This window comes from Nocardia brasiliensis IFM 10847 (assembly GCF_000710915.1).
Lineage (GTDB): Bacteria > Actinomycetota > Actinomycetes > Mycobacteriales > Mycobacteriaceae > Nocardia > Nocardia brasiliensis_A.
In genome coordinates this window covers 50,668-70,640 of record NZ_BAUA01000104.1, presented here as the reverse complement: position 1 = coordinate 70,640, position 19,973 = coordinate 50,668, and the positions used below count along the sequence as shown (strand labels likewise).

Annotated in this window: 21 protein-coding genes and 1 tRNA gene; 12 read left to right on the top strand and 10 right to left on the bottom strand. The window is 68.9% G+C overall.

The features are described from left to right. Window positions 1–30 precede the first annotated feature (30 nt). The 4 genes from NBRGI_RS22190 to NBRGI_RS22175 all read left to right on the top strand — a co-directional run bounded on the left by NBRGI_RS22190 (window position 31) and on the right by NBRGI_RS22175 (window position 3,486). Complete coding sequence (locus NBRGI_RS22190; protein ID WP_042256918.1) at window positions 31–726, top strand: response regulator transcription factor; 696 nt, start codon at window positions 31–33, stop codon at window positions 724–726. Continuing rightward, complete coding sequence (locus NBRGI_RS22185) at window positions 723–1,922, top strand: sensor histidine kinase (RefSeq protein WP_029899179.1); 1,200 nt, start codon at window positions 723–725, stop codon at window positions 1,920–1,922. The genes NBRGI_RS22190 and NBRGI_RS22185 overlap by 4 nt, the downstream gene beginning before the upstream one ends. Beyond that, entirely contained in the window at window positions 1,919–3,031 is a 1,113-nt protein-coding gene (locus NBRGI_RS22180; protein WP_235211065.1) for a hypothetical protein, read from the top strand. Before NBRGI_RS22185 ends, NBRGI_RS22180 begins: the two co-directional genes overlap by 4 nt. 134 nt (window positions 3,032–3,165) lie before the next feature. Then, window positions 3,166–3,486 (top strand): response regulator transcription factor, encoded by a 321-nt coding sequence (locus NBRGI_RS22175; RefSeq protein ID WP_081878190.1) that lies wholly within the window; start codon window positions 3,166–3,168, stop codon window positions 3,484–3,486. 717 nt (window positions 3,487–4,203) lie between these two features. On the opposite strand, the gene pspM is transcribed toward NBRGI_RS22175, so the two are convergent. The 5 genes from pspM to pgsA form a co-directional block, all read right to left on the bottom strand. Then, window positions 4,204–5,082, bottom strand: a complete 879-nt coding sequence (gene pspM, locus NBRGI_RS22170) for a phage shock envelope stress response protein PspM (protein WP_029899177.1) — start codon at window positions 5,080–5,082, stop codon at window positions 4,204–4,206. A 137-nt stretch (window positions 5,083–5,219) separates the two neighbouring features. Continuing rightward, the gene (locus tag NBRGI_RS22165; protein WP_014986831.1) at window positions 5,220–6,050 is read right to left on the bottom strand and encodes a PspA/IM30 family protein; all 831 of its coding nucleotides are present in this window, start codon (window positions 6,048–6,050) and stop codon (window positions 5,220–5,222) included. 198 nt (window positions 6,051–6,248) lie between these two features. Continuing rightward, window positions 6,249–6,743, bottom strand: coding sequence for a helix-turn-helix domain-containing protein (locus NBRGI_RS22160; protein ID WP_029899176.1), 495 nt, complete (start codon window positions 6,741–6,743; stop codon window positions 6,249–6,251). A 115-nt stretch (window positions 6,744–6,858) separates the two neighbouring features. Then, on the bottom strand, window positions 6,859–7,398 hold the full coding sequence (locus NBRGI_RS22155; RefSeq protein ID WP_051727950.1) for a CinA family protein: 540 nt from the start codon (window positions 7,396–7,398) through the stop codon (window positions 6,859–6,861). Beyond that, window positions 7,395–8,054: a CDP-diacylglycerol--glycerol-3-phosphate 3-phosphatidyltransferase gene (gene pgsA, locus NBRGI_RS22150; RefSeq protein WP_029899174.1), complete on the bottom strand. Its 660-nt coding sequence runs from the start codon at window positions 8,052–8,054 to the stop codon at window positions 7,395–7,397. Before pgsA ends, NBRGI_RS22155 begins: the two co-directional genes overlap by 4 nt. A 134-nt stretch (window positions 8,055–8,188) precedes the next feature. Between pgsA and NBRGI_RS22145 the strand changes: the two genes are divergently transcribed. The 3 genes from NBRGI_RS22145 (at window position 8,189) to NBRGI_RS22135 (ending at window position 9,739) form a co-directional block, all read left to right on the top strand. Further along, window positions 8,189–8,755, top strand: coding sequence for an amino-acid N-acetyltransferase (locus NBRGI_RS22145; protein ID WP_081878189.1), 567 nt, complete (start codon window positions 8,189–8,191; stop codon window positions 8,753–8,755). 23 nt (window positions 8,756–8,778) lie between these two features. Then, window positions 8,779–9,063, top strand: coding sequence for a YciI family protein (locus tag NBRGI_RS22140; RefSeq protein WP_029899172.1), 285 nt, complete (start codon window positions 8,779–8,781; stop codon window positions 9,061–9,063). A 136-nt stretch (window positions 9,064–9,199) separates the two neighbouring features. Continuing rightward, entirely contained in the window at window positions 9,200–9,739 is a 540-nt protein-coding gene (locus NBRGI_RS22135) for a hypothetical protein (protein ID WP_029899171.1), read from the top strand. Here the strand turns inward: NBRGI_RS22135 and NBRGI_RS22130 are convergent. After that, window positions 9,721–10,725: a TerC family protein gene (locus NBRGI_RS22130; RefSeq protein WP_029899170.1), complete on the bottom strand. Its 1,005-nt coding sequence runs from the start codon at window positions 10,723–10,725 to the stop codon at window positions 9,721–9,723. The two genes, NBRGI_RS22135 and NBRGI_RS22130, sit on opposite strands and share 19 nt — an antisense overlap. Before the next feature lie 133 nt (window positions 10,726–10,858). On the opposite strand from NBRGI_RS22130, the gene NBRGI_RS22125 reads away from it, so the two are divergent. The 3 genes from NBRGI_RS22125 (at window position 10,859) to NBRGI_RS22115 (ending at window position 12,775) form a co-directional block, all read left to right on the top strand. After that, window positions 10,859–11,683, top strand: coding sequence for a class I SAM-dependent methyltransferase (locus tag NBRGI_RS22125; RefSeq protein ID WP_029899169.1), 825 nt, complete (start codon window positions 10,859–10,861; stop codon window positions 11,681–11,683). Between the two features lie 102 nt (window positions 11,684–11,785). After that, complete coding sequence (locus tag NBRGI_RS44090) at window positions 11,786–12,418, top strand: hypothetical protein (RefSeq protein ID WP_148310905.1); 633 nt, start codon at window positions 11,786–11,788, stop codon at window positions 12,416–12,418. 282 nt (window positions 12,419–12,700) lie between these two features. After that, window positions 12,701–12,775 (top strand) — tRNA-Leu (locus NBRGI_RS22115). 113 nt (window positions 12,776–12,888) lie between these two features. On the opposite strand, the gene NBRGI_RS22110 is transcribed toward NBRGI_RS22115, so the two are convergent. Further along, a complete protein-coding gene (locus tag NBRGI_RS22110; RefSeq protein ID WP_029899167.1) occupies window positions 12,889–13,377 on the bottom strand; it encodes a YkgB family protein in 489 nt (162 codons plus the stop codon). Between the two features lie 121 nt (window positions 13,378–13,498). Between NBRGI_RS22110 and NBRGI_RS44085 the strand changes: the two genes are divergently transcribed. Next, window positions 13,499–14,071 carry a CGNR zinc finger domain-containing protein gene (locus tag NBRGI_RS44085; RefSeq protein WP_051727943.1) on the top strand — a complete coding sequence of 191 codons (573 nt, stop codon included), beginning with the start codon at window positions 13,499–13,501 and terminating at the stop codon, window positions 14,069–14,071. A 32-nt stretch (window positions 14,072–14,103) separates the two neighbouring features. On the opposite strand, the gene NBRGI_RS22100 is transcribed toward NBRGI_RS44085, so the two are convergent. From NBRGI_RS22100 to NBRGI_RS22085, 3 genes are all read right to left on the bottom strand, one after another. After that, complete coding sequence (locus NBRGI_RS22100; RefSeq protein WP_029899165.1) at window positions 14,104–15,990, bottom strand: ABC transporter ATP-binding protein; 1,887 nt, start codon at window positions 15,988–15,990, stop codon at window positions 14,104–14,106. Between the two features lie 43 nt (window positions 15,991–16,033). After that, window positions 16,034–18,610, bottom strand: a complete 2,577-nt coding sequence (locus tag NBRGI_RS22095) for a DNA translocase FtsK (protein ID WP_036560319.1) — start codon at window positions 18,608–18,610, stop codon at window positions 16,034–16,036. A 165-nt stretch (window positions 18,611–18,775) separates the two neighbouring features. After that, window positions 18,776–19,399 (bottom strand): TIGR03085 family metal-binding protein, encoded by a 624-nt coding sequence (locus tag NBRGI_RS22085; protein WP_029899162.1) that lies wholly within the window; start codon window positions 19,397–19,399, stop codon window positions 18,776–18,778. Between the two features lie 208 nt (window positions 19,400–19,607). Here NBRGI_RS22085 and NBRGI_RS22080 point away from each other — a divergent pair, with 208 nt between their 5' ends. Further along, window positions 19,608–19,961, top strand: coding sequence for a DUF4189 domain-containing protein (locus NBRGI_RS22080; protein ID WP_014986857.1), 354 nt, complete (start codon window positions 19,608–19,610; stop codon window positions 19,959–19,961). The last annotated feature ends 12 nt before the right edge of the window (window positions 19,962–19,973 follow it).

Here is a 19,973-nt window from a genome sequence, read left to right as displayed (position 1 = left end):
CGACGCATGGGGATTCGCCGGCTACTCGCCATGGCAGGCGTGGCCGTCACGGATCTGCCGGGCGCGTACGCGATTCCGGGACAGGTCCGCCGGATCGGCTGTGTCGAAGACCATCAGGCCGTCGCGGTCGGGCTGGCCGCCATCCTGTCCGAACAACCCGACCTGACCGTCGTCGCCATGGCCCCGACGGTCCCCGAACTCCTCGCGCAGACAACGCGATTGGATCTCGCCATCTTGGATCTGCGGCTCGCGGACGGTTCCAGCCCGCGGGCGAACGTCGAGCTGTTGCGCGAACACGGCATCGACTGCCTCGTCTACACCACCGGCGACTGGCGCGACCTGATCCGTTCGGCCGCCCAGGCCGGCGTGCTCGGGGTGGCGTTGAAGAGCGACCCGGCCGAGAAGACCACGGCCATGGTGCGGGCCGCGGCCTCCGGGCGGCACGTGGCCACATCGGTGTGGGCCTCCGCGATCGACAGCGACCCGGCCCTGACCAACATCGATCTGCCGCCCCGGCAGCGGCAGGTGCTCGAGCTCTACGCCAACGGCGAGACCGCGGCCTCGGTGGCGCGCAAGCTGGAGCTGTCCGAGCACACGGTGAACGACTATCTCGCGCGCATCCGCCGCCGCTACGCCGAGGCGGGACGCCCGGTGCGCACCCGTGTGGACCTCTACCGCGAAGCCACCCGGGACGGATTCATCGGCAGGGAACCACGGGAGCGATGATCGGCGCGCACCGGCCCGCCGACTCCGAGGCACAGCGCGGCGCCGAGGCGAAGCTGGTGCGCGGCGCGAGCCTGTTCGTCGGATTCGGCGGGGTGTTCTACGCCGCGCTCACCGTGCCGACCGCGCTCGCGCAGACCTCGCTGGCCGCGCCGTGGTGGACACCCGTCGCCCTGATCGCGGTCTATCTGCCGACGGTGGTGCTCGCCGTGGCGGCCGCGCGCTGGCGGATGACCCTCGTGCGGCGGGCGGTGCTCGTCTTCGCGGCGGGTTACGCGCTCGCCGCGCTGAGCTGGCCGGTACTGCGCACCGGCGAGACCGTCACGCCCGAGCAGTATCTGTGGTTGGGCTGGATCCCCGGCCTGCCCGCCGTCGCCATGTGCCTGTTCTGGCGGCTGGCGCCGTTCGGGTATCTGGCGGGCGCGGCGGTCGTCGCGCAATTCGATGTGATGCTCGCCCGCGGGCCCGATGTGCACAATCCGCTGCTGCCCGAAATGCTGTTCGCCTTTGCCTATTCGGCGTTCCCGTGCGCCGCCTGCGTGGTGCTGGTGCGGATCGGCCGGGTGCTCGACCAGACCAGCAACTCGGCGCTGGCCACCGCCACCGCGACAGCCGCCGCTGCGGCCCGGCGCTTCGAGCGACGGCGGTTCGACGCCCTCACCCACGACGGCGTGATCGCCACCCTGCTCGAAGCCTCCCGCACGGCGAACTCCCCGATCTTGGCCCACTACGCGCAATCCACGCTGCGCAATCTGGCGCGGTTGCGCTCCGGCCTGCCCGCCCAGGACGACCTCGACGTCGACCTCGTCGTCGCCGGGATCCGGGCAGCCGCCGCCGAGGTGGACGACCGGATCCCGCTGCGCGTCGCCCCGCACGACGGCGCCGACCTCACTGTGCCGCCCGAGGTGGCGACCGCGCTGGCCGCGGCCACCGGTGAGGCGCTGCGCAACTGGAAGAAACACGCCTGCTCGCCGGTGCGCGAGGCCGCCTGCGAGGTGACGGTGACCGCGACGCCCGCCGACATCCGGGTCGACGTGGTGGACGACGGTATCGGCTTCGACCCGGACACGGTGCCGCCCGACCGGCTCGGCCTGCGCGCGAGCATCGTCGATCGGATCGCACAGTTGCCCGGCGGCTGGTCGGCGATCGAGTCCACGCCGGGGCGCGGCAGCCGGGTGAGCGTCGGGTGGGCCGCATGACGACGCTGCGGCGACTGGCGCATCATCTGCGCGGCAAGACGATCCGGCGCGACGGCGATCCCGCGGACGTACGCGACATCCTCGGCATGCGCACGCCCGCCGCATACCTGCTGTGCGGGCTGTTCGCGGTGTCGATCTACTCGATGGCGTTTGCGGCCGGCGACGGCATCCGGCACCTCTGGATCACCGGCGTGGCGGCCACGATCATTCTCGGCGCGGGTGTCGGCATGCTCCTCGCACCCGGCGACCCGCTCCCCCGCCACCTCGCCATCCCGCTGGCCGCCGCCGCGCCGGTGGGTACGACGCTCGCGCTCTGGCAACTTCCGGTGCCGATGGTCAACTCGACCCAGATCTGGTTCCTCGGAGCCGCTTCGGCGTATCTCAACTTCCTGTGCGTACGCGGCGCGACGAGCTGGGCCTGGGTGGCGATGGCCTGCCAGATCGCCACCTGCGTCGCCTGGACGACGGCCACCGGTCAGGGACCGCTGCTCGGTGCCGGGTTCTCCTTCATCAACATCACCCCGTTGCTCATGGCCACCTTCTTCGCCAAAGTCGTACGGCCCATCGCCCATTCGATCTTGAGTCTGCGCCGACAGGAAACCGAACGAGCTGCGGCGGAGGCGGCCGCGCTGGCCGCGCAAAGCGAGCGTGACGCGCGCATAGCGCGACTGGACGGCGCCGCCCGCCCGCTGCTGGAGATCATCGCGCGCGGGCGCCCGCTCACCCCCGAACAACAGCAGGAGTGCCGCCTGGTCGAGGCGCAGCTGCGGGACGAGATCGTGGGCGGACTGATGGTGAATCCGGCGGTCGCCGCGGCGGCGCGCAGTGCGCGAGCGCGCGGTGTGCGAGTGGTGCTCGATGATGGCGGAGGCCTCGACGAGGCCTGCGACACGGTCCGCGACACGGTGCGCACCGTGCTGCGGGACGCGCTCGACTACGCGGACGGCGGTGAGATGAATGCGCGCGTTTTACCACCCGGGCGCACGAATGTGGTCTCGATTCTGTTGCGGGACAAGGACGAATTGCGCATCGATGTGAGCGCGGCCGGGGTGGTGCGCTCCGACCTGGACGTCCCGCACGTGGTTAGCGGAGGCAATCAAGACCCCTGAACTGAGGGCTGATTTGTGGGGAATTTCCTGATTGTTTGCCGCGGCATAGAGTCGGAAGACGATGTCCGGCGCAGGATTCCGAGTCGTTCACCCCCGCGGAGACCAGCCGGAATCATTGCATAAAGGAAGTATCAATGATAGCCGCAACTTCGCATTCCCTCCCCCTCTCCATCGTCCGGCCGCATCCTCTTTTCCCGGCCGCCCCGGCTGTTCCGGCGCACCAGTGGCCCGACGCCGCTCTGTCTGCCCGCGAGCGTGAAGTGCTCGTCACCTGGGTGCTCTGTGATTCCAAAACCGATGTGGCACAGCGCTTGTACCTCTCGCTCGGCACCGTCAACACGCATATCACGCGGATCCGCGCCAAGTACGCCGCCGTCGGCCGCACCGCCAACACCAAAGCGGCCCTGGTGGTCCGGGCCCTCCAGGACGGCCTGATCGACCTGGACGAGCTGTAACCCGATCCGATGAGCCGACCCGGCGCAGGCGGGGCTGCCCCGGTCCATACCCGCCGCGCGGCGATGAGGGCCATGCGACGGTCGACCGCGAACGGTGCGCAACGGCGCGCACCTCGCGCAGCGATCCGACGATCGAATCAACTCAGCTACCCGTCACCCGAATGCCCTGACGAGCAACGACGCTCGCCGACCAAGGTCCGGCGCCGAACGACGATGCTCGGCACTGCAGGTTTTCGCGGCCGACGCGGAGCCAGACGTTTCACGGCCCAGGCGGAACCAGACGTTTCACGCTGGGGCGGAGCCAGGTTTCGCACCCTGAGGAGGGCTAATTTCTGTCTCGAAGTTCCTTCCGCGGCTGCCTAGTTCGGTATACCTGCCGCGGGAGTTACCGGGATAGTGCTGAGCACGTCGCGTGCCGTACCCGGCTGTAGGCGCAGGTCAGCTGCGCGGCGTCGGGTTCCGGCGTGGTCAACTGGCTGTGGGGCGGTCGGGTAGCGGGCCGGTTGGTCCGTACCAAGCGACAGATAGGTTGAGGGTCACAGAGGTTCCGCACTGTTCACAGGGGCTGTAGCTGCTGTGAACCGTATGGAAGGTCTGTGACCCCGCGACTCGCCCAGCCAAACACGCCAAGCCACAACCTCACCCAGCCTGCGCAAAGCCAGACTCTCGCACCCGAGCAGGACCAGGGTGCAGGCTGCCCGCGGCAGGCGGGATGATTCAGAGTTGACCGGGGTGGGTGAGGGGGGACGGTTGGTCGGCGACTTCGGTGAGGGCTTGGGCCCAGCCGTCGAGTCGGTCGGCGGCGTGCCGGAGGTCGGCGACGATGGCGTCGAAATTGTGGCGTAGCACGGCACTTTCGGGGACCGCGAGGATGCGGCCCGCGGCGGCCACGACCTGCTCGTACTCGGCGACTCCGGTGTCGAGGCGGGCAAGGGCGAACTGGAGATTGTCGGTGAGGCCCACTGCGGCGGGGGAATCCGAGCGGCCCATGGCACCGAGTGCCTGTTCCATGGCTGTCACGTCGGCGGCGAGCGCGTGCAGGGCCGCGGACCCGGAGCCGGCCGTCTCGAGCATGTCGGCGAGTTCGTCGTCGGGCAGCCGGTTACCACGGGCGATCTGCGCGCCGAGGCCGTGCAGCGCACGTTCGGCGCGCACCAGCCGGGTGATCGGGCCACGTGCGCGCGACCACAGCGGTGGCTGCTTACGCGGAATGAAAGCGGCCTGCGGCAGCGGCGCGCCCCGCAGGCGCAGATAGCGACGGGCACTGAGCGCGGTGCCGGTGACCAGCGCGACCGCGCCGCCACCGATCACCACGACGATCCAGGCGGGTGCCGAGATGACGGCCAGACCGACGGCGCCGGCGGTGGTGAGCCCACCGGCGGTGCCGAGCTGGAAGCTGCGGCGGCGCGCCCGGCGCCTGCGGCGCAGTTCCCGTTCCCGCGGGTCGGCCCAGCGGCGGACCGCGACCAGCGCGTGCTCACCGACCTCGCGCAGGCTGTCGGGCAGGCTGCCCGGTTGCGGTGCCAGCGCGGCCTGGGCCCGGACGATCGCGGCGTCCCGCTTGCGGCCCGGTCGCGCTTTTCCGGACTGACTCATGCCTGTTCTTCTCCCACTGGTAGCGAGGATCGGACCGGCACGGTCCCGGCCTGGCCGACGGCCGGCCGACCGGGATTCCGTGTGCCCCACAGTGAACCAGCTGCCACCGACACGATCCTCGCCCTGCGTCCGAACCGCTACTGCTGTGCGGCCTGACCCTTGTTCATCTGCGGCTGCGCCGGATTGGCCTGGGCAGGCGCGGGATTGACGGCGGGCTGGGCCGCGCCACCGGCGGGCAGCTGATCACCGCGCATCGACGCGCGAATCTGCTCGAGCTTGCTGTGCCCGGCCATCTGGATGCTGGCCTGCTGCACCTCCAGCATGCGGCCCTGCACCGTGTTCTGCGCGAGCTCCGCGGAACCGAGCGCGTTGGCGTAGCGCCGCTCGATCTTCTCGCGCACCGCGTCCAGGCTGGGTGTGGTGCCCGGCGCCGACAGCGTCGAGTCCATCTGCTGCAACGACGCGGAAACCTGCTCCTGCATCTTGGCCTGCTCCAGCTGGCTCAGCAGCTTGGTGCGCTCGGCGACCTTCTGCTGCAACAGCATCGCGTTCTGCTCGACCGCCTTCTTGGCCTGGGTGGCCGCCTGCAGCGACTGGTCGTGCAGCACCTTGAGATCCTCGACCGACTGCTCGGCGGTGACCAGCTGCGCGGCGAACGCCTCGGCCGCGTTGGTGTACTGGATACCCTTTTCGGTGTCGCCCGCGGCGGTCGCCTGGTCGGCGAGCATGACCGCCTGACGCGCGTTGGCGTTGAGCTTCTCGACCTCGTCGAGCTGCCGGTTCAGTTTCATTTCCAGCTGACGCTGGTTGCCGATGACCGACGCGGCCTGCTGCGAGAGGGCCTGATGCTGGCGCTGGGCTTCCTCGATAGCCTGCTGAATCTGGACCTTCGGATCCGCGTGCTCCTCGATCTTCGAATCGAAGAGGGCCATCAGGTATTTCCAGGCCTTGACGAACGGATTAGCCATCGATTGATCCCGCCTCCATCTGACGTGCCGCGCTCGGCGCGACTCCAGTGCGCGACCGTCACGCACTCGATATGTGCCTATCCTCCACCATGCGGCAAGTGGGCCGGGATACCCAGCCCAACCAGACGCCTTGTAGAGAATCTATCCGCTTTCGGCGCCGGTCCGCAGCGTTGCCACGGCTGCCGCTTACGTCGGTTGTCACATGCCCTTCACCAGGACCAGCATGTCGGCCTTCGGTGCGGGAATGACGATTCGGGTGTCGACCGCCAGCGGCAACGGGCGGCCCGCGGCCCCGGCCACCGACAGTGCGGCGCTCGCCGGCGCCAGCGCGGGCTCCGGAGCAGGAGTGTCCTGCGCCGGCGCGGCCGCCGCGGGCGCGGCTTCGGCGCCTTCGGCGGCGGTCTGCTCGACCTCCGCGGGTACCGCGGCGGCTCCCGCCGGGGACTGGGTCGGCAGGCCGTCGGCACCCGCCATGATCGTGCTCACATCCCAGAGCACCCGCGACAGCGGTACGTCCAGGGCCGCGCAGATGGCGGCGAGTAACTCACTGGATGCTTCTTTACGGCCTCGTTCGACCTCGGACAGGTAGCCCAGACTCACTCGCGCGGAGGTCGAGACCTCGCGCAGCGTCCGGTTCTGGGCGAGACGAGCACGCCGCAGACTGTCCCCGATGGCCTCTCGCAGCAGCGTCATCTCGTTCTCCTTCGCTCCCTGTCAGGGGACCTGCGCGGTACTCACGAGTGCCACGCACGCCGTTCTTTCTCGCACAACGTCGGACCGGCCCCGGTTGGTTCCCGCCCGGCGCAAATCACTCACCTTGCCCATCTTGCCCGCCCGGACCGTGGTCCGGGCGCGGTACGCAGCGCAGGAGTTCGCGTAAGGCGGTGTGGGTCGCCTCGAGCCTGATCGTCCACCGCTCGCCGCGCAGCTGCAACCGCATCACCTCGGTGTGCCCTGGCCCGGCCAGGCCCAGGAACACCGTGCCGACCGCGTGCCCGTCCTGCGGGTCGGGCCCGGCGACGCCGGTCAGCGCGACACCCCAGTCCGCGCCACAGCGGGTGCGGGCGCCGACCGCCAACTGCTCGGCGGTACTCGCGGCGACCGCACCCTCGGTCACCAGTACTTCGTCGCTGACCCCGCCCAGGCTGTGTTTGAGATCTGTGGCGTACACCACCAGGCCGCCGCGCAGCACCGCGCTGGCACCGGGCACGCCGGCGATGGTCGCCGCCACCAGGCCGGCGGTCAGCGATTCCGCGGTGGCCACGGTCTGGCCCGCCGCGGTCAACGTGCGCACGAGGTCGGCGGCCGGCGCGCCGGCGATCAACGGATCGGCCGCGGGGGCGTTCATGCGCCGCGCGATCGACCGGGCCCGCCCGCGAACCACACGCGTGCCGCCTGACCGATGTAATCGAGTCCGGTGAGCACCGTCAACGCGACGGCCACGTACATCAGTGCCATGCCAAGGCCGGCGAGCCAACCGGTGAACGGCAGCAGCAGGAAGGCGATCGCGATCGACTGCACCAGGGTCTTCAGCTTGCCGCCGCGACCCGCCGGAATCACCCCGCGCCGCACCACGATCAGCCGGAGCAGGGTCACACCGATCTCGCGGCCACAGATGACCAGGGTGATCCACCAGGCCAGATCGCCCAGCACCGACAACCCGATCACCGCCGAACCGATCAGCGCCTTGTCCGCGATCGGGTCGGCGAGCTTGCCGAAATCGGTGACCAGTCCATATTTGCGCGCGAGTTGCCCGTCGAAGCGATCGGTGATCGCCGCGATACCGAACAGCGCGGCCGCGGTGATCCGCCAGCCGGTCTGGTGCCCGCCGTCGACGAACAGCGCCACCACGAACAGAGGGACCAGCGCGATCCGCAGCATGGTCAGGATGTTCGCGATGTTCATCAGCGGGACCGCGGGCTCGGCCTGCGCGGGCACGAAGCCGGAACGGATCGGGTTCGGCGCCGCCCAGCGCCGGTCGATTTCCTCCGGTTGCGCACTCACGTCCGCACCCCGCTCACCGGCGCGCGACGCGCGTCATGCCGAACCCACTGCCCGCCGCGATGCGGTGGACGGGACGACTGGATGTGTGGCACACGATCAGCCTATCGGTAACCGGCCCGACTACTGTGCACCCCATGAACTCTCGGGGACCACTAGGTGGTTCGACCAGCGACGCACATCCGGGCGTGCCTCTGCGCACGCAGCACCTCACCCCGGTTGTCCGACGCGCGCGAACCTCCGACGTGCCCGAGATCAAACGCCTGGTCGATGTCTACGCCGGCCGGATACTGCTGGAAAAGAACCTGGTCACGCTCTATGAGGCGGTGCAGGAATTCTGGGTGGCCGAACTGGACGGCCGGGTCGTGGGCTGCGGGGCGCTGCACGTGCTGTGGGCCGACCTGGGCGAGGTGCGCACGGTCGCGGTGCATCCGGATGTCAAGGGCAGCGGCGTCGGCAGGCTCGTGGTGGAGCAACTTGTCGCGGTGGCCCGCGAGCTGGAACTGCGGCGGGTGTTCGTGCTGACCTTCGAGGTGGACTTCTTCGCCCGGCACGGTTTCGTCGAGATCGACGGGACGCCGGTGACGGCCGAGGTGTACGCGGAGATGTGCCGTTCCTACGACACCGGTGTGGCCGAGTTCCTGGACCTGAGCTACGTGAAGCCGAACACCCTCGGCAATACTCGGATGCTGCTCACTCTCTGACTCTCGACCTTTAGGAAGCGACCGTGCCGATCTTCGCCGTGCACTACACCTACTCCGCGGCCACGGTCCCGGGCCGGGACGCGCACCGTCCCGAGCACCGGGGCTGGCTCGCCGACCAGCTCGCGGCGGGCGCCCTGCTCAGCAGCGGACCGTACCCCGACGGCTCGGGCGCGCTGCTGTTGTTCCAGGCCGCCGACGCGGACGCGCTGCACGCGCTGCTCGAGGTGGACCCGTTCGCGCGCGAGCAGCTGATCGACGACGTGCGCGTGGTCGAGTGGCTGCCGGTACTCGGCGCGTTCGCCTCCTGAACCCCGGCTCCCGCCCGCGCCACGACGGGCGGGCGTTCCGGTGAGCGCCGCGATTTTACCCGTGATCAGCTAACTTGCGGCGACACACCGGGCGTGCTACAGAGCTCCGGCGTCTCCCACACGGCAGACTCGCGCCATGCGCACATACGTAGCGGTTTTCGCGTCGACGGCTGCCACCGCCGGGCTGTTGTACGCGTATCTGGGTCCACCGGACAAATCGGACCCAGCAACCTCGTCGTCGGCTCGCCCGCTGACCCGGCCCGGTGTCGCCGACCCGGTCGTCTATCGGAACGCGGACGGCTACTACTTCCAGACCGGCGACCGGCTGATCACCTGCGGCATCCTCGACCAGGCGGTCGGCAGGCAACGGCACACCGCGGGCTGCCAGGGCGCGACCGCACCCGCCCCGCCGCAGGTGCAGTACTGCTGGAGCACCGACCCGGCCGCCGCTGCCGTGGCGGTGGGCGACGAGGCCGGATACCTGTGCGTGAACCAGGGGTTCTACACCGGCCCGCAGACCGCGCCGGGCGACGGCGCCGGGCCGGTGCTGCCCGCCGGTTCCAGCCTCACCGCGCACGGGTTCACCTGTAAGGCCGAGGAGGACAGCGTCACCTGCCGCAACGACGAGGACGGGCACGGGTTCGAGATCGCGCCGGATTACAACCGGGTGTTCTGAGCGTCCGCCTCGCGCGCGGCGCCGCGCGTGCGCAGCAGGCTGGCGACCGTCGCGACGACCAGAATGCCGAGGATGACGCTCAGCGAGATCCCCGTCGAGATCTCCGGCACGCTGACGTGCTCACCGCCGTTGATGAACGGGAGCGTGTTCTCGTGCAGCGCGTGCAGCACCAGCTTCACGCCGATGAACGCCAGGATCGCCGACAGACCGTAGGACAGATAGACCAGCCGATCGAGGAGTCCACCGATCAAGAAGTACAACTGCCGTAAACCCATGAGCGCGAACGCGTTTGCGGTGAATACCAGGTACGGCTCGCTCGTCAGACCGTAGATCGCCGGGATCGAGTCCAGGGCGAACAGCAGGTCGGCGAAGCCGATCGCCAGCAGCGCCAGCAGCAGCGGGGTCACCGCGCGCCGTCCGTCGACGCGGGTGACCAGCTTGTCGCCGTCGTAGCTGTCGGTGGTCGGCAATATCCGCTTGGCCAGCGCGACGATCCGGCTGTCGCGCTTCTCCTCGTGTTCCACCTCGTGGCCGCTCTCCCGGATCAGCTTGACCGCGGTGTAGATGAGGAACAGGCCGAACAGATAGAAGACCCAGCTGAACGCGCTGATCGCGGCCGCGCCGACGGCGATGAACGCGCCGCGCATCACCAGCGCGATGACGATGCCGATCAGCAGCGCCTTCTGCTGGTAGATCCGCGGCACCGCGAAGGTGGACATGATGATCAGGAAAACGAACAGGTTGTCCACCGAGAGTGCCTTCTCGGTGACGAAGCCCGCGTAGTACTCCCCCGCGTACGTGCCGCCCCACTGCCAGGCGACATAGCCGCCGAAGGCGAGCGCGAGACCGATGTAGACGGCCGACCAGAACCCTGATTCCCGGAAGGTCGGTTCGTGCGGAGTGCGCACGTGAGCATAGAAGTCGAAGACGAACAGGGCGAGGATCACCACGACGGTGACCACCCACTCGAGTGCGGTTACCTGCATGCGGTGCGCCGATCGGCAGCGAGAGTCATGACATCCATAATGCCCGATTTGTCCGTTCTTTTCGGCTAGCGGGTTGGTTGCTGACCATAATTTCACATGCGGGCAACCGCGCGCCCGTGCCACAGTGACCTCCGTGACCGACGACTACCTGCTGCTGAACAAGGCGAACTGGGACGAACGCGCGCCCGCGCACGCCGCCTCGCGCGACTACGCGGTGGACCGGTTCCGCACCGAGCCCGGCTTCCTCAGCGACGTGGTGCGGTTCGACCTGCCACTGCTGGGCGATATCGCCGGCTGCCGCGGCGTGCACCTGCAATGCCATATCGGCACCGACACGATCTCACTGGCCCGGCTCGGCGCGAGGATGACCGGACTCGACTTCTCCCCCGCCTCGCTCGCGGAAGCTCGGGCGCTCAACGAAACAACAAGTGCCGGAGTCGATTTCGTAGAATCGAACGTGTACGACGCGGTAACCGCCCTGGGCGCAGCGCAATTCGACCTGGTCTACACCGGCATCGGTGCGCTGTGCTGGTTGCCGAGCGTGGGCCGCTGGGCGGAAACCGTCGCGGGACTGCTGCGCCCCGGCGGACGGCTGTTCCTGCGCGAAGGCCATCCGATGCTGTGGTCGTTGGACGAAAACCACACGGACCGGCTGGTTGTCGGCTACCCGTACTTCGAAACACCGGAGCCGATGGTGTTTTCCGACGGCGGCACCTACGTCGACACCACCGCGGAATTCGAGCAGATCACCACGCACGAGTGGAACCACGGCCTGGGCGACATCGTGACCGCGCTGCTGGCCGCCGATCTGACGATCACCGGACTGGTCGAGCACCGCACTGTGCCGTGGGAGGCGCTGCCCGGGCTGATGACGCTCGGGGACGGCGGCGAGTGGCGGCTCACCGAACATCAGGAGCGAGTGCCGCTGAGCTACACGTTGCAGGCGCGCAAGAACTGATCGGGCGCAGCCGATCTGGGCCGACGACCAGGCGTGATCACGCGCGCCGGGTGACGGCGCGTCCCGGCGGCCGGCGCGGGCGGCACAGGCCACAATGCCGTCATGCAAATCCGAGGAGCTCGTATCGCAGTGGTGCCCTGCACTATCGCGCTGGCGTTGCTGGCCGGGTGTGGCGACGACGACAAGAGTTCGGGCGCGCCGTCCGGCACGTCCGCCCCGCAGTCCGCGGCGACCAGTTCGGCCGCACCGAGTTCGTCCGCGGCCCCGTCGGCCGCACCGACCACCGAGGCCCCGCCGAGCGCGACTCGGCCGCCCGCTCCGGGCCAGGTCGACCCGGCCCAGTATCGGCAGCAGTCGGGGTACTACTTCCAGACGCCGAGCGGGTCGTTCCTCTGCGCGATCCTGGATCAGCCGATCTCGGACAACGCCCAGGCCGGCTGCCAGGGACCGACGAATCCGGCACCGGCGCAATACCGGGACTGCTGGGCCAAGGACAAGTACGCGGGCGCGCTGGCGGTCGGGGCGAAAGCCGAGCCGCTGTGCCTGAATCAGGGCGTGTTCGTCGGCGAGCCCATCGATGGCGGCACCCGGGGCGGCGGCCGGGTACTTCCATATGGTGCAATGCTTACCGTCGGCTCGTTCACCTGTGACTCCACCGAAGCCGGAGTGACCTGCACGAACGATACGGCCGGCACCGGGTTCCAGATTTCTCGCGAGTCCAACCGCACCTTCTGACCACGAAAACCGGTTCCCAACACGAAATCCGGATGTTAGCGTCAACACAAGACACAGTGACCCGAACGGAAGGCGAACGACCGTGACCTGGATGCCGCAGCGACGCCCGTCGCTAAGCGCAACCTGGCTGCCGAGTGCCTTCGCCGCGCTATCGGCCGTCGCCGGCACCACTCGGTGCACGAGCACGCGGAGTCGCCCCTGACCGTGTCTACCCAGACCCGTCGAAGGGGTCGCTCCGCGGCAATCGCCAAGGAGCGACCCCTTTTTCGTTGTCCGAAACAATCCCTCGTAGCCCAATCGGTAGAGGCACCGGACCTAGATTCCGGGAAGGTGCGAGTTCGAATCTCGTCGAGGGAACGACGCCGCTGTCGGCTGCCGCGCAGCTGTCATTGCCCCGCGCACATGTCTGTTGAGCGACACGCGCGCAGGGCAACAACATGTGCGCGGCGGCGGGCGGACCCGGCTGCTGCTCACCCGCGCCGCGCGCGCACCAGGGCCAGGGCTTCGCCCGCGGTGAGCACCGAGACGCCGAGCAGCACCAGGTCCTTCAGCAGGAAGCCGCCGCCCGCGCCGAGGAACGGGAAGCCGTAGCCGGGCTGCCAGACGCCGGGGCTGGTGAGCATGAAGCTCAGGGTGGTCAGGAACAGGAGCACGGCGCCCAGGCTGCCGAGCAAGGCCGCGCGTGGCGCGAACCGCCAGGCGACGATCAGGAGTCCGATCACCACCTCGACCACGCCGATCACCGCAGAAAGCGCGTCGACGCTGAGGAAATCGTAGAGCCAGGACATCAGCGGTGAACTCGCGATGAGCGGTTGAATGCCTTGTGCCTCAAAGGAAAAGAACTTCATCGCACCGATCCAGAGGATGACCAGCGCGAGGCCGTAGCGGCTGATCGCCGCACCTAGCTGCGGCAGTGCGGTTACTCGATCGAGCGTCGAGGTCCGGGTGATGGTGGACATGTCATGCTCCCTGCTTTCGGTAATACGGTAGTTCCGCGATCCGGAAAGTGACCGTCTAAATCGGAACACTGGTCATTGTGGCTCGGCTCACCGTGACCAGTCAAGTGGGTACACTGGTCTCATGGCGATGGAAGGTCCGCCCGAGACGGCGGAACGGCTGGTGGCGTTCATCAATACGCGGCACTGCCCCGACGGAGACGACGTGCTGACCGACGAGCGCGCACCGGGCTGGCTCGCCGGCTGGCTCGGCCGCGACAGCGCGGAACTGTCTGTCACGCCGAATGAGCTGCTGGCGTTGCGGGAGCTGCGCGAAGGCCTGCGTGAGCTGGCTGCGGCGAACAACGCGCAGGACCCCGATGCCGAGGTATTACGCGGTGCGGCAACGATATTGGCGTCCGTACCGGTGGTCGTCACGCTCGGCGACGAGCGCCGGGGACCGCAGCTGTGCGCTGCCGACACGGCCCCGGCCCGCGATGTCATCGCCGAAATCGCGCAGACCTATCTCACCGCGCGCGCCGCGGGCGACTGGGCCCGGCTCAAATCCTGCGCGGCCCGAGACTGCCGCTGGGCGTATTTCGACACCTCCCGCAACCGCTCGCGCCGCTGGTGCGATATGACCAACTGCGGCAACCGCGCAAAGAACCGCACCTGGCGCGAGCGGGTGCGCACCGCCGAACGCACGAACCAGCCGTAGCGCCGATCAGCAGGCCACCGTCCGATCCGTCGCTACTCCACTGCCTCCGGCGCTTGGTAGGCCTGCGCCTGCAAAGAATAGAACTCGTGGTAGAGGCCATCGCGGGCCATGAGTTCGTCGTGGTTGCCGTGCTCTGCCACCCGGCCGCGCTCGAGGACATAGATTCGATCGGCGTAGCGCACGCTGGCGAGCCGATGCGTGATGAGCACGACCGTGCGCTGCGCGGCGTGCGTGCGGATCGTCTCGAAGACGGCGTGCTCGGTGCGCGCGTCCAAGGCCGCGGTCGGTTCGTCGCAGATCAGCAGCGGCGCGTCCCGGTACAGGCCGCGCGCCACCGCGATGCGCTGCCACTGCCCGCCGGACAGCTCGACGCCACCCTGATAGGTGGGATCGAGCAAGGTGTCCGGCCCACTGGACAGACCGGCCAGCACCGCATCGGCCCCGGCGGCATGCGCCGCCGCGTCGAACGCGGCCGCCGACTCCGGATGATCGTGGCGGCCGATGGTGATGTTCTGCCGCGCCGAGAAGGGCCAGTGCGTGAAGTTCTGCGCCACCACCGCGATTCGGTCCCGCAGCAGCCGCAGATCGATGTCCTGCAGGCGCACGCCGCCGTAAGTGACGGTGCCGGAGTCGGGTTGGTACAGGCCGCTGAGAATCTTGGCGAGTGTCGTTTTGCCGGAACCGTTCTCACCCACGATGGCGATGATCTCGCCGGGTTCGATATGCATGCTGAGCCCGCGCAAGGCAGGCTGCTCGGCATTCGGGTAGGTGAACGTGAGGTCCCTGGCAACGATGCGGTCCACGTCCGCACCCACCGCCGTCCCACCGCGACGTTCCTGTCGCCGTTGCGCTTCGGCGCAGAAGTCGAGGTAATCCCGGTAGAACAGCGCGTTCTCGTAACTCCAGTTCATGCTCTCGACCAGCTCGCGCAGGGCCGTCGTCGCGGTGCGCAGGGCGACCACCGCGGTGCCCGCCACGGCCAGCGGCAGTACGGCCGCGAAGAGCAGCAGGCCGAGCGCCAGATACACCACGCCCATCGCGAGCCCGGCGAGGGTCGCCCCGAGCGCGCGAACGCCCGCCTGTGCACGTTCGAGCCGTAAAGCCTTGCCCTGCACGAAATGGGCAAGGCGGTCGAATTCCGCGAGCAGGAACGTCCGCATGGTGTAGGCCCGGATCTCGGCGGCGGGGAGACGATCCGCCATCAGATCGGTCAAAGTCTCCATCCGGCGTTCGGCGCCGCTGGTCGCGGCATACATCTCGTAGCCCATTCGGGCCCCGCGTACGGCCGCCCACCAGGTGGGGACGAGCGCGATCACCAACAGCGGCACCAGGATCGGGTGCAGCACACCCAGCACACCCGTCACCATGACGACGCCGATCACCCCGGAGATCAGGCGCAAGACGCCGTCGACCAGCCCCGAGACCGCGTGCGGGGCGCGCTCTCGGATGCGGTGCAGCGTGTTCTGGAAGACGTCGTCGTCGAAAGCCACCAATTCGACGTCGGTCGTCAAGCGCAGCAGCCGGGTGCGCAAACTACGGCGCAGCTGCGGGTCGATCCGCGACTTCACCCAGGTCGCCACCTCGCGCAGGCCACCACGGAGCAGCAGCATCGCGGTGATCAGCAGCAGCGCGGGCGCCGCGGCGCGGACCCGGTCGGGCGTCGGTCCCGTCGCGAGCAAGCGTTCGAGCACTGCGGTGGTGGCCAAAAGGCCGACCGCCGTGCCGATCTCGGCGAGCAGGCTGCTCACCACCAGCGCAGCGGTGTCGAGCCTGCTCACCTGCCAGCACTCACGCAGCACCTGGGCGAAGGTCGTGGGCAGCTGCCGGGCCATCGCCCAGAAACCGGTCGCGGCCACGGTCGCGTCGTGCGCGCTCCAGGGATCCGCGGACGGGTCCACGGCCACGTCATCGGACACCATGCTGCTCGACGGTACCGACGTGGCCGCAAACCTCAACCGAATTTCAGCCGGCGTCCTCGTCCGGTGGCGGCTCGTCGCCACCCCCGCGAATGGTCCACAGCAGGCCGTCCAACTCGTCCGGCTTGATCAGCACGTCGCGCGCCTTGGAACCTTCGCTGGGCCCCACGACACCGCGGGTTTCCATCAGGTCCATCAGGCGCCCCGCCTTGGCGAAGCCGACGCGCAGCTTGCGCTGCAACATCGAGGTGGAGCCGAACTGTGAGGTGACGACCAGTTCCACCGCCTGGATGAAGACCTCCAGGTCGTCGCCGATATCGGGATCGACGTCCTTCTTCTCGCCCGCCTTCGCGGCGGTGACGCCGTCCTGGTATTCGGGTTCGGCCTGGTTCTTGGCGAAATCGACGACGGCGTGGATCTCCTCGTCGCTGATGAACGCGCCCTGCAGGCGGGTGGGCTTGTTCGCGCCCATCGGCAGGAACAGGCCGTCGCCCATGCCGATCAGCTTCTCCGCGCCCGGCTGGTCCAGGATGACCCGCGAGTCCGTCAAAGACGAAGTGGCGAAGGCCAATCGGGACGGCACGTTGGTCTTGATCAGGCCGGTGACCACGTCGACCGAGGGGCGCTGGGTGGCCAGCACCAGGTGAATGCCTGCGGCACGGGCCTTTTGGGTGATCCGCACGATCGCGTCCTCGACGTCGCGCGGCGCGGTCATCATCAGGTCGGCCAGCTCGTCGACGATGGCGAGGATGTACGGGTAGGGCCGGTACACCCGTTCGCTACCGAGCGGGGCGGTGATCGCGCCCGACTTCACCTTCTTGTTGAAGTCGTCGATGTGGCGAACCTTGTTGGCCTGCATGTCCTGATAGCGCTGCTCCATCTCCTCCACCAGCCAGGCCAGCGCGGCGGCGGCCTTCTTCGGCTGGGTGATGATGGGCGTGATCAGGTGCGGAATGCCCTCGTACGGGGTGAGTTCCACCATCTTCGGGTCGATCAGGATCATCCTGACCTCCTCCGGCGTGGCCCGGTGCAGCAGCGAGACCAGCATCGAGTTCACGAAGCTGGACTTACCCGAGCCGGTGGAACCGGCCACCAGCAGATGCGGCATCTTGGCCAGGTTCGCCGCGAGATAGTCGCCCTCGATGTTCTTGCCGAGGCCGATCACCAGGGGGTGGTGGTCGTTTCGGGTCGAGGGCGCCTTGAGCACGTCGGCGAGGCGGACCAGCTCCCGGTCGGCGTTGGGCACCTCGATGCCGACCGCGGACTTGCCGGGGATCGGCGCGAGCAGCCGAACGTTCTCCGTGGCAACGGCATAGGCGATGTTGCGGGCCAGCGCGGTGATCTTCTCGACCTTCACGCCCGGGCCGAGCTCGACCTCGTAGCGGGTGACGGTCGGGCCGCGGACGAAGCCGGTGACCGCCGCGTCGATCTTGAACTGCACCAGCACCTCGGTGATCGCCTCGATCATCGATTCGTTGGCGGCACTGCGCTTTTTGGGCGGATCGCCGTCGGTCAGCAGGCTGAGCGGCGGCAGTGTGTAATCGCCCTCGACCTCGCGGTCGGTGACGAACTCCAGTTGTTTCGGCGGCGGCGGGGTCTGATCCTCGACCTCGACCACCTTGGCCGGGCGCTGCTTCTTCGGCTTCGGCGGCGCGGGCGGCTCTTCGGTGACGATCGGCTTCGCGTCGCGCAGCGGGGGTTCGCCGAGCACCTCGGTCACCGCGTCGCCGTCACCGAACTCGTCGGCGGGATAGTTCTCGGCGGGTGTGCGGCCGCGGCGCTTGGATCGGGTCGAGTGCAGCGGGAAGCCGTCCGCGTCGTACTTCGCGGGGTCGTATTCGCCGTCGTACTCCCCGTATTCGTCGCCGCCGCTGCCGGTGCCGAAGTACTCGCGCAATTTGGCGGGCACCTCGCGGACCGTGGTCCCGGTGAGCAGCAGCACACCGAACACGATGGCCAGCAACAGGATCGGCACAGAAAGCCAGGCGGTGAGCCCGTCGGTGAGCGGGCCGCCGACCACGAAGCCGACGAAACCCGCGGCGTGCGCGCGTCCGTGCGGATCCGTCGGGGCGCCGGCGATGACGTGCCACAGTCCGAGCACCGGCAGGCCGACCAGCAGCCCGCCGAGCACCAGTCGCGGCCGGATCTCCGGACGCGGTTCGGTGCGCATGAGTACGACGGCGATCGCGGTCGCCACGAACGGCAGCCCCGCCGACGCCGACCCGGAAACCGCACGGATGGCCTCGCCGACCCAGTGTCCCACCGGGCCGCCTGCGGACAACCACACCGCGGCGGCGATCACCGCGCTCAACGCGATCAACGCCAGTGCGACGCCGTCGCGACGGTGCCCGTGCTCGATCTCGCCCGCCCGGCTGACCGCCCTGGTGGTGGCGCCGAGGCCGCGCGCGAGCATGTTCCACCCACTGCTGATCCCCCGGCTGAACACCGCGAGCGGGGCCGTGTTGGACGCGCGCCGGACCGGGCGGCGGGCGGGTTGCCTGCGCCCGCGCGGCGCCGCCGCGGCGCGGGGTGTCGCCGAACGGGACCGTGCCGTGGTGGTCCTGCCCCGCGCCGATCCCGCCCGCGCCCGAGTAGTCGTGGTGCTGCGGGACTTACCTGCCATGGGTCAAGGCTAGCCGCAAACGCCCCATCCAGACCATCCGCAACACTGGTACCCCACGCCACAACGGCACGTAACTGTGCGGATGCCCAGGTCGGCGGCGATGGCGGACGGCCGGACACAACCCCCGCTCAGCGCCCGCTTCCGCGTGTCGGACGAGCGGTCCGATCAGATGGAACGGTCCAAACCCAGCACGGCGCGTACCGCCTCCGGCTCGCCGGTCGTCGCCAATCGAACCTCGTCCCGTCCGAACGCGTGCAGCAGCAGTTCCGACGGTTTGCCGGTCAACGTCACCTCGCCGCCCGATTTCGCACCGGCGGTCGCCCGCTCGCCGTCCGGCGTGGCGAGCACGACCCGCACCGGCGCCTTGCGATAGGACCGGACGGCCATGCGGCGCACCAGCGCCCAGAGCGCGGCCTCATCGGCGGCGGGCAGCTCGCGCGGCGCCCAGCCGGGTGCGCCGCGGCGCACGTCCTCGTGGTGCACGAACATCTCGGACAGGTTCGCGATCGCGTCCACCGGACGCAGCGGCGACCACCACGGCGGGCCGGTGCGCACCTCGTCGAGCAGCTCGGGGAATGGTTTGCGGGCCGCTTTCGCCTGCACCCCTTCGAGATACCCGGCCAACGGTTTCAGCAGGATGCCCGGCGCCGCGTCCGGCCTGCGCTCGCGCACCACAAGGTGCGCGGCGAGGTCGCGCACCGTCCACGTGCCGCACAGCGTCGGCGCCTCCGGCCCGGCCGCCGCCATCGCCTGCACCAGCTGCTGCCGTTCGCGCTGCGCCATGCTCATCCGCTGAACATACCGACCACGCCCCACGGCCGAGACCCCGCCCATTGCGAATCGGACCTATTTCTGATTTGGGACACGCGAACCCCCGAATTCTTGGGTAGCGCAATGAGTGTTCGCTATGTACCTTGTCACTCGGTCCATCGGGTCGTGGACTCTTGAAACGAAGAAGGGCAAATTCCCTGTGAAGAAGTTTCTTACTGGTGCGGCCGTGATCGCGGCGACAGGTTGCGCGCTGGCTATCAGCGCACCCGCCGCGCAAGCCAAGCCGTACAACTACGGTGCGATCGCGTTGTCGACGTCGACCGGGTTGATCGGGTACTCCTACGACTACCCGGATTCCTCGTCCGCGCAGGCGCGGGCGGTACGCAGCTGCGGAGCGAGCGACTGCGAGACCGTGGTGTGGTTCGCCAATGGGTGTGGGGCCGTGGCGTACTCGAACCGGACCGGCAATTACAGCTGGGCGTACGCCGCCTCGCGCCGGTCCGCACAGAGCAAGGCTTTGTCCTACAACAACTCCGACGCCTACATCGTGCACTGGAACTGCACGTCCAACCACGGCTGATTCAGGGGAAAC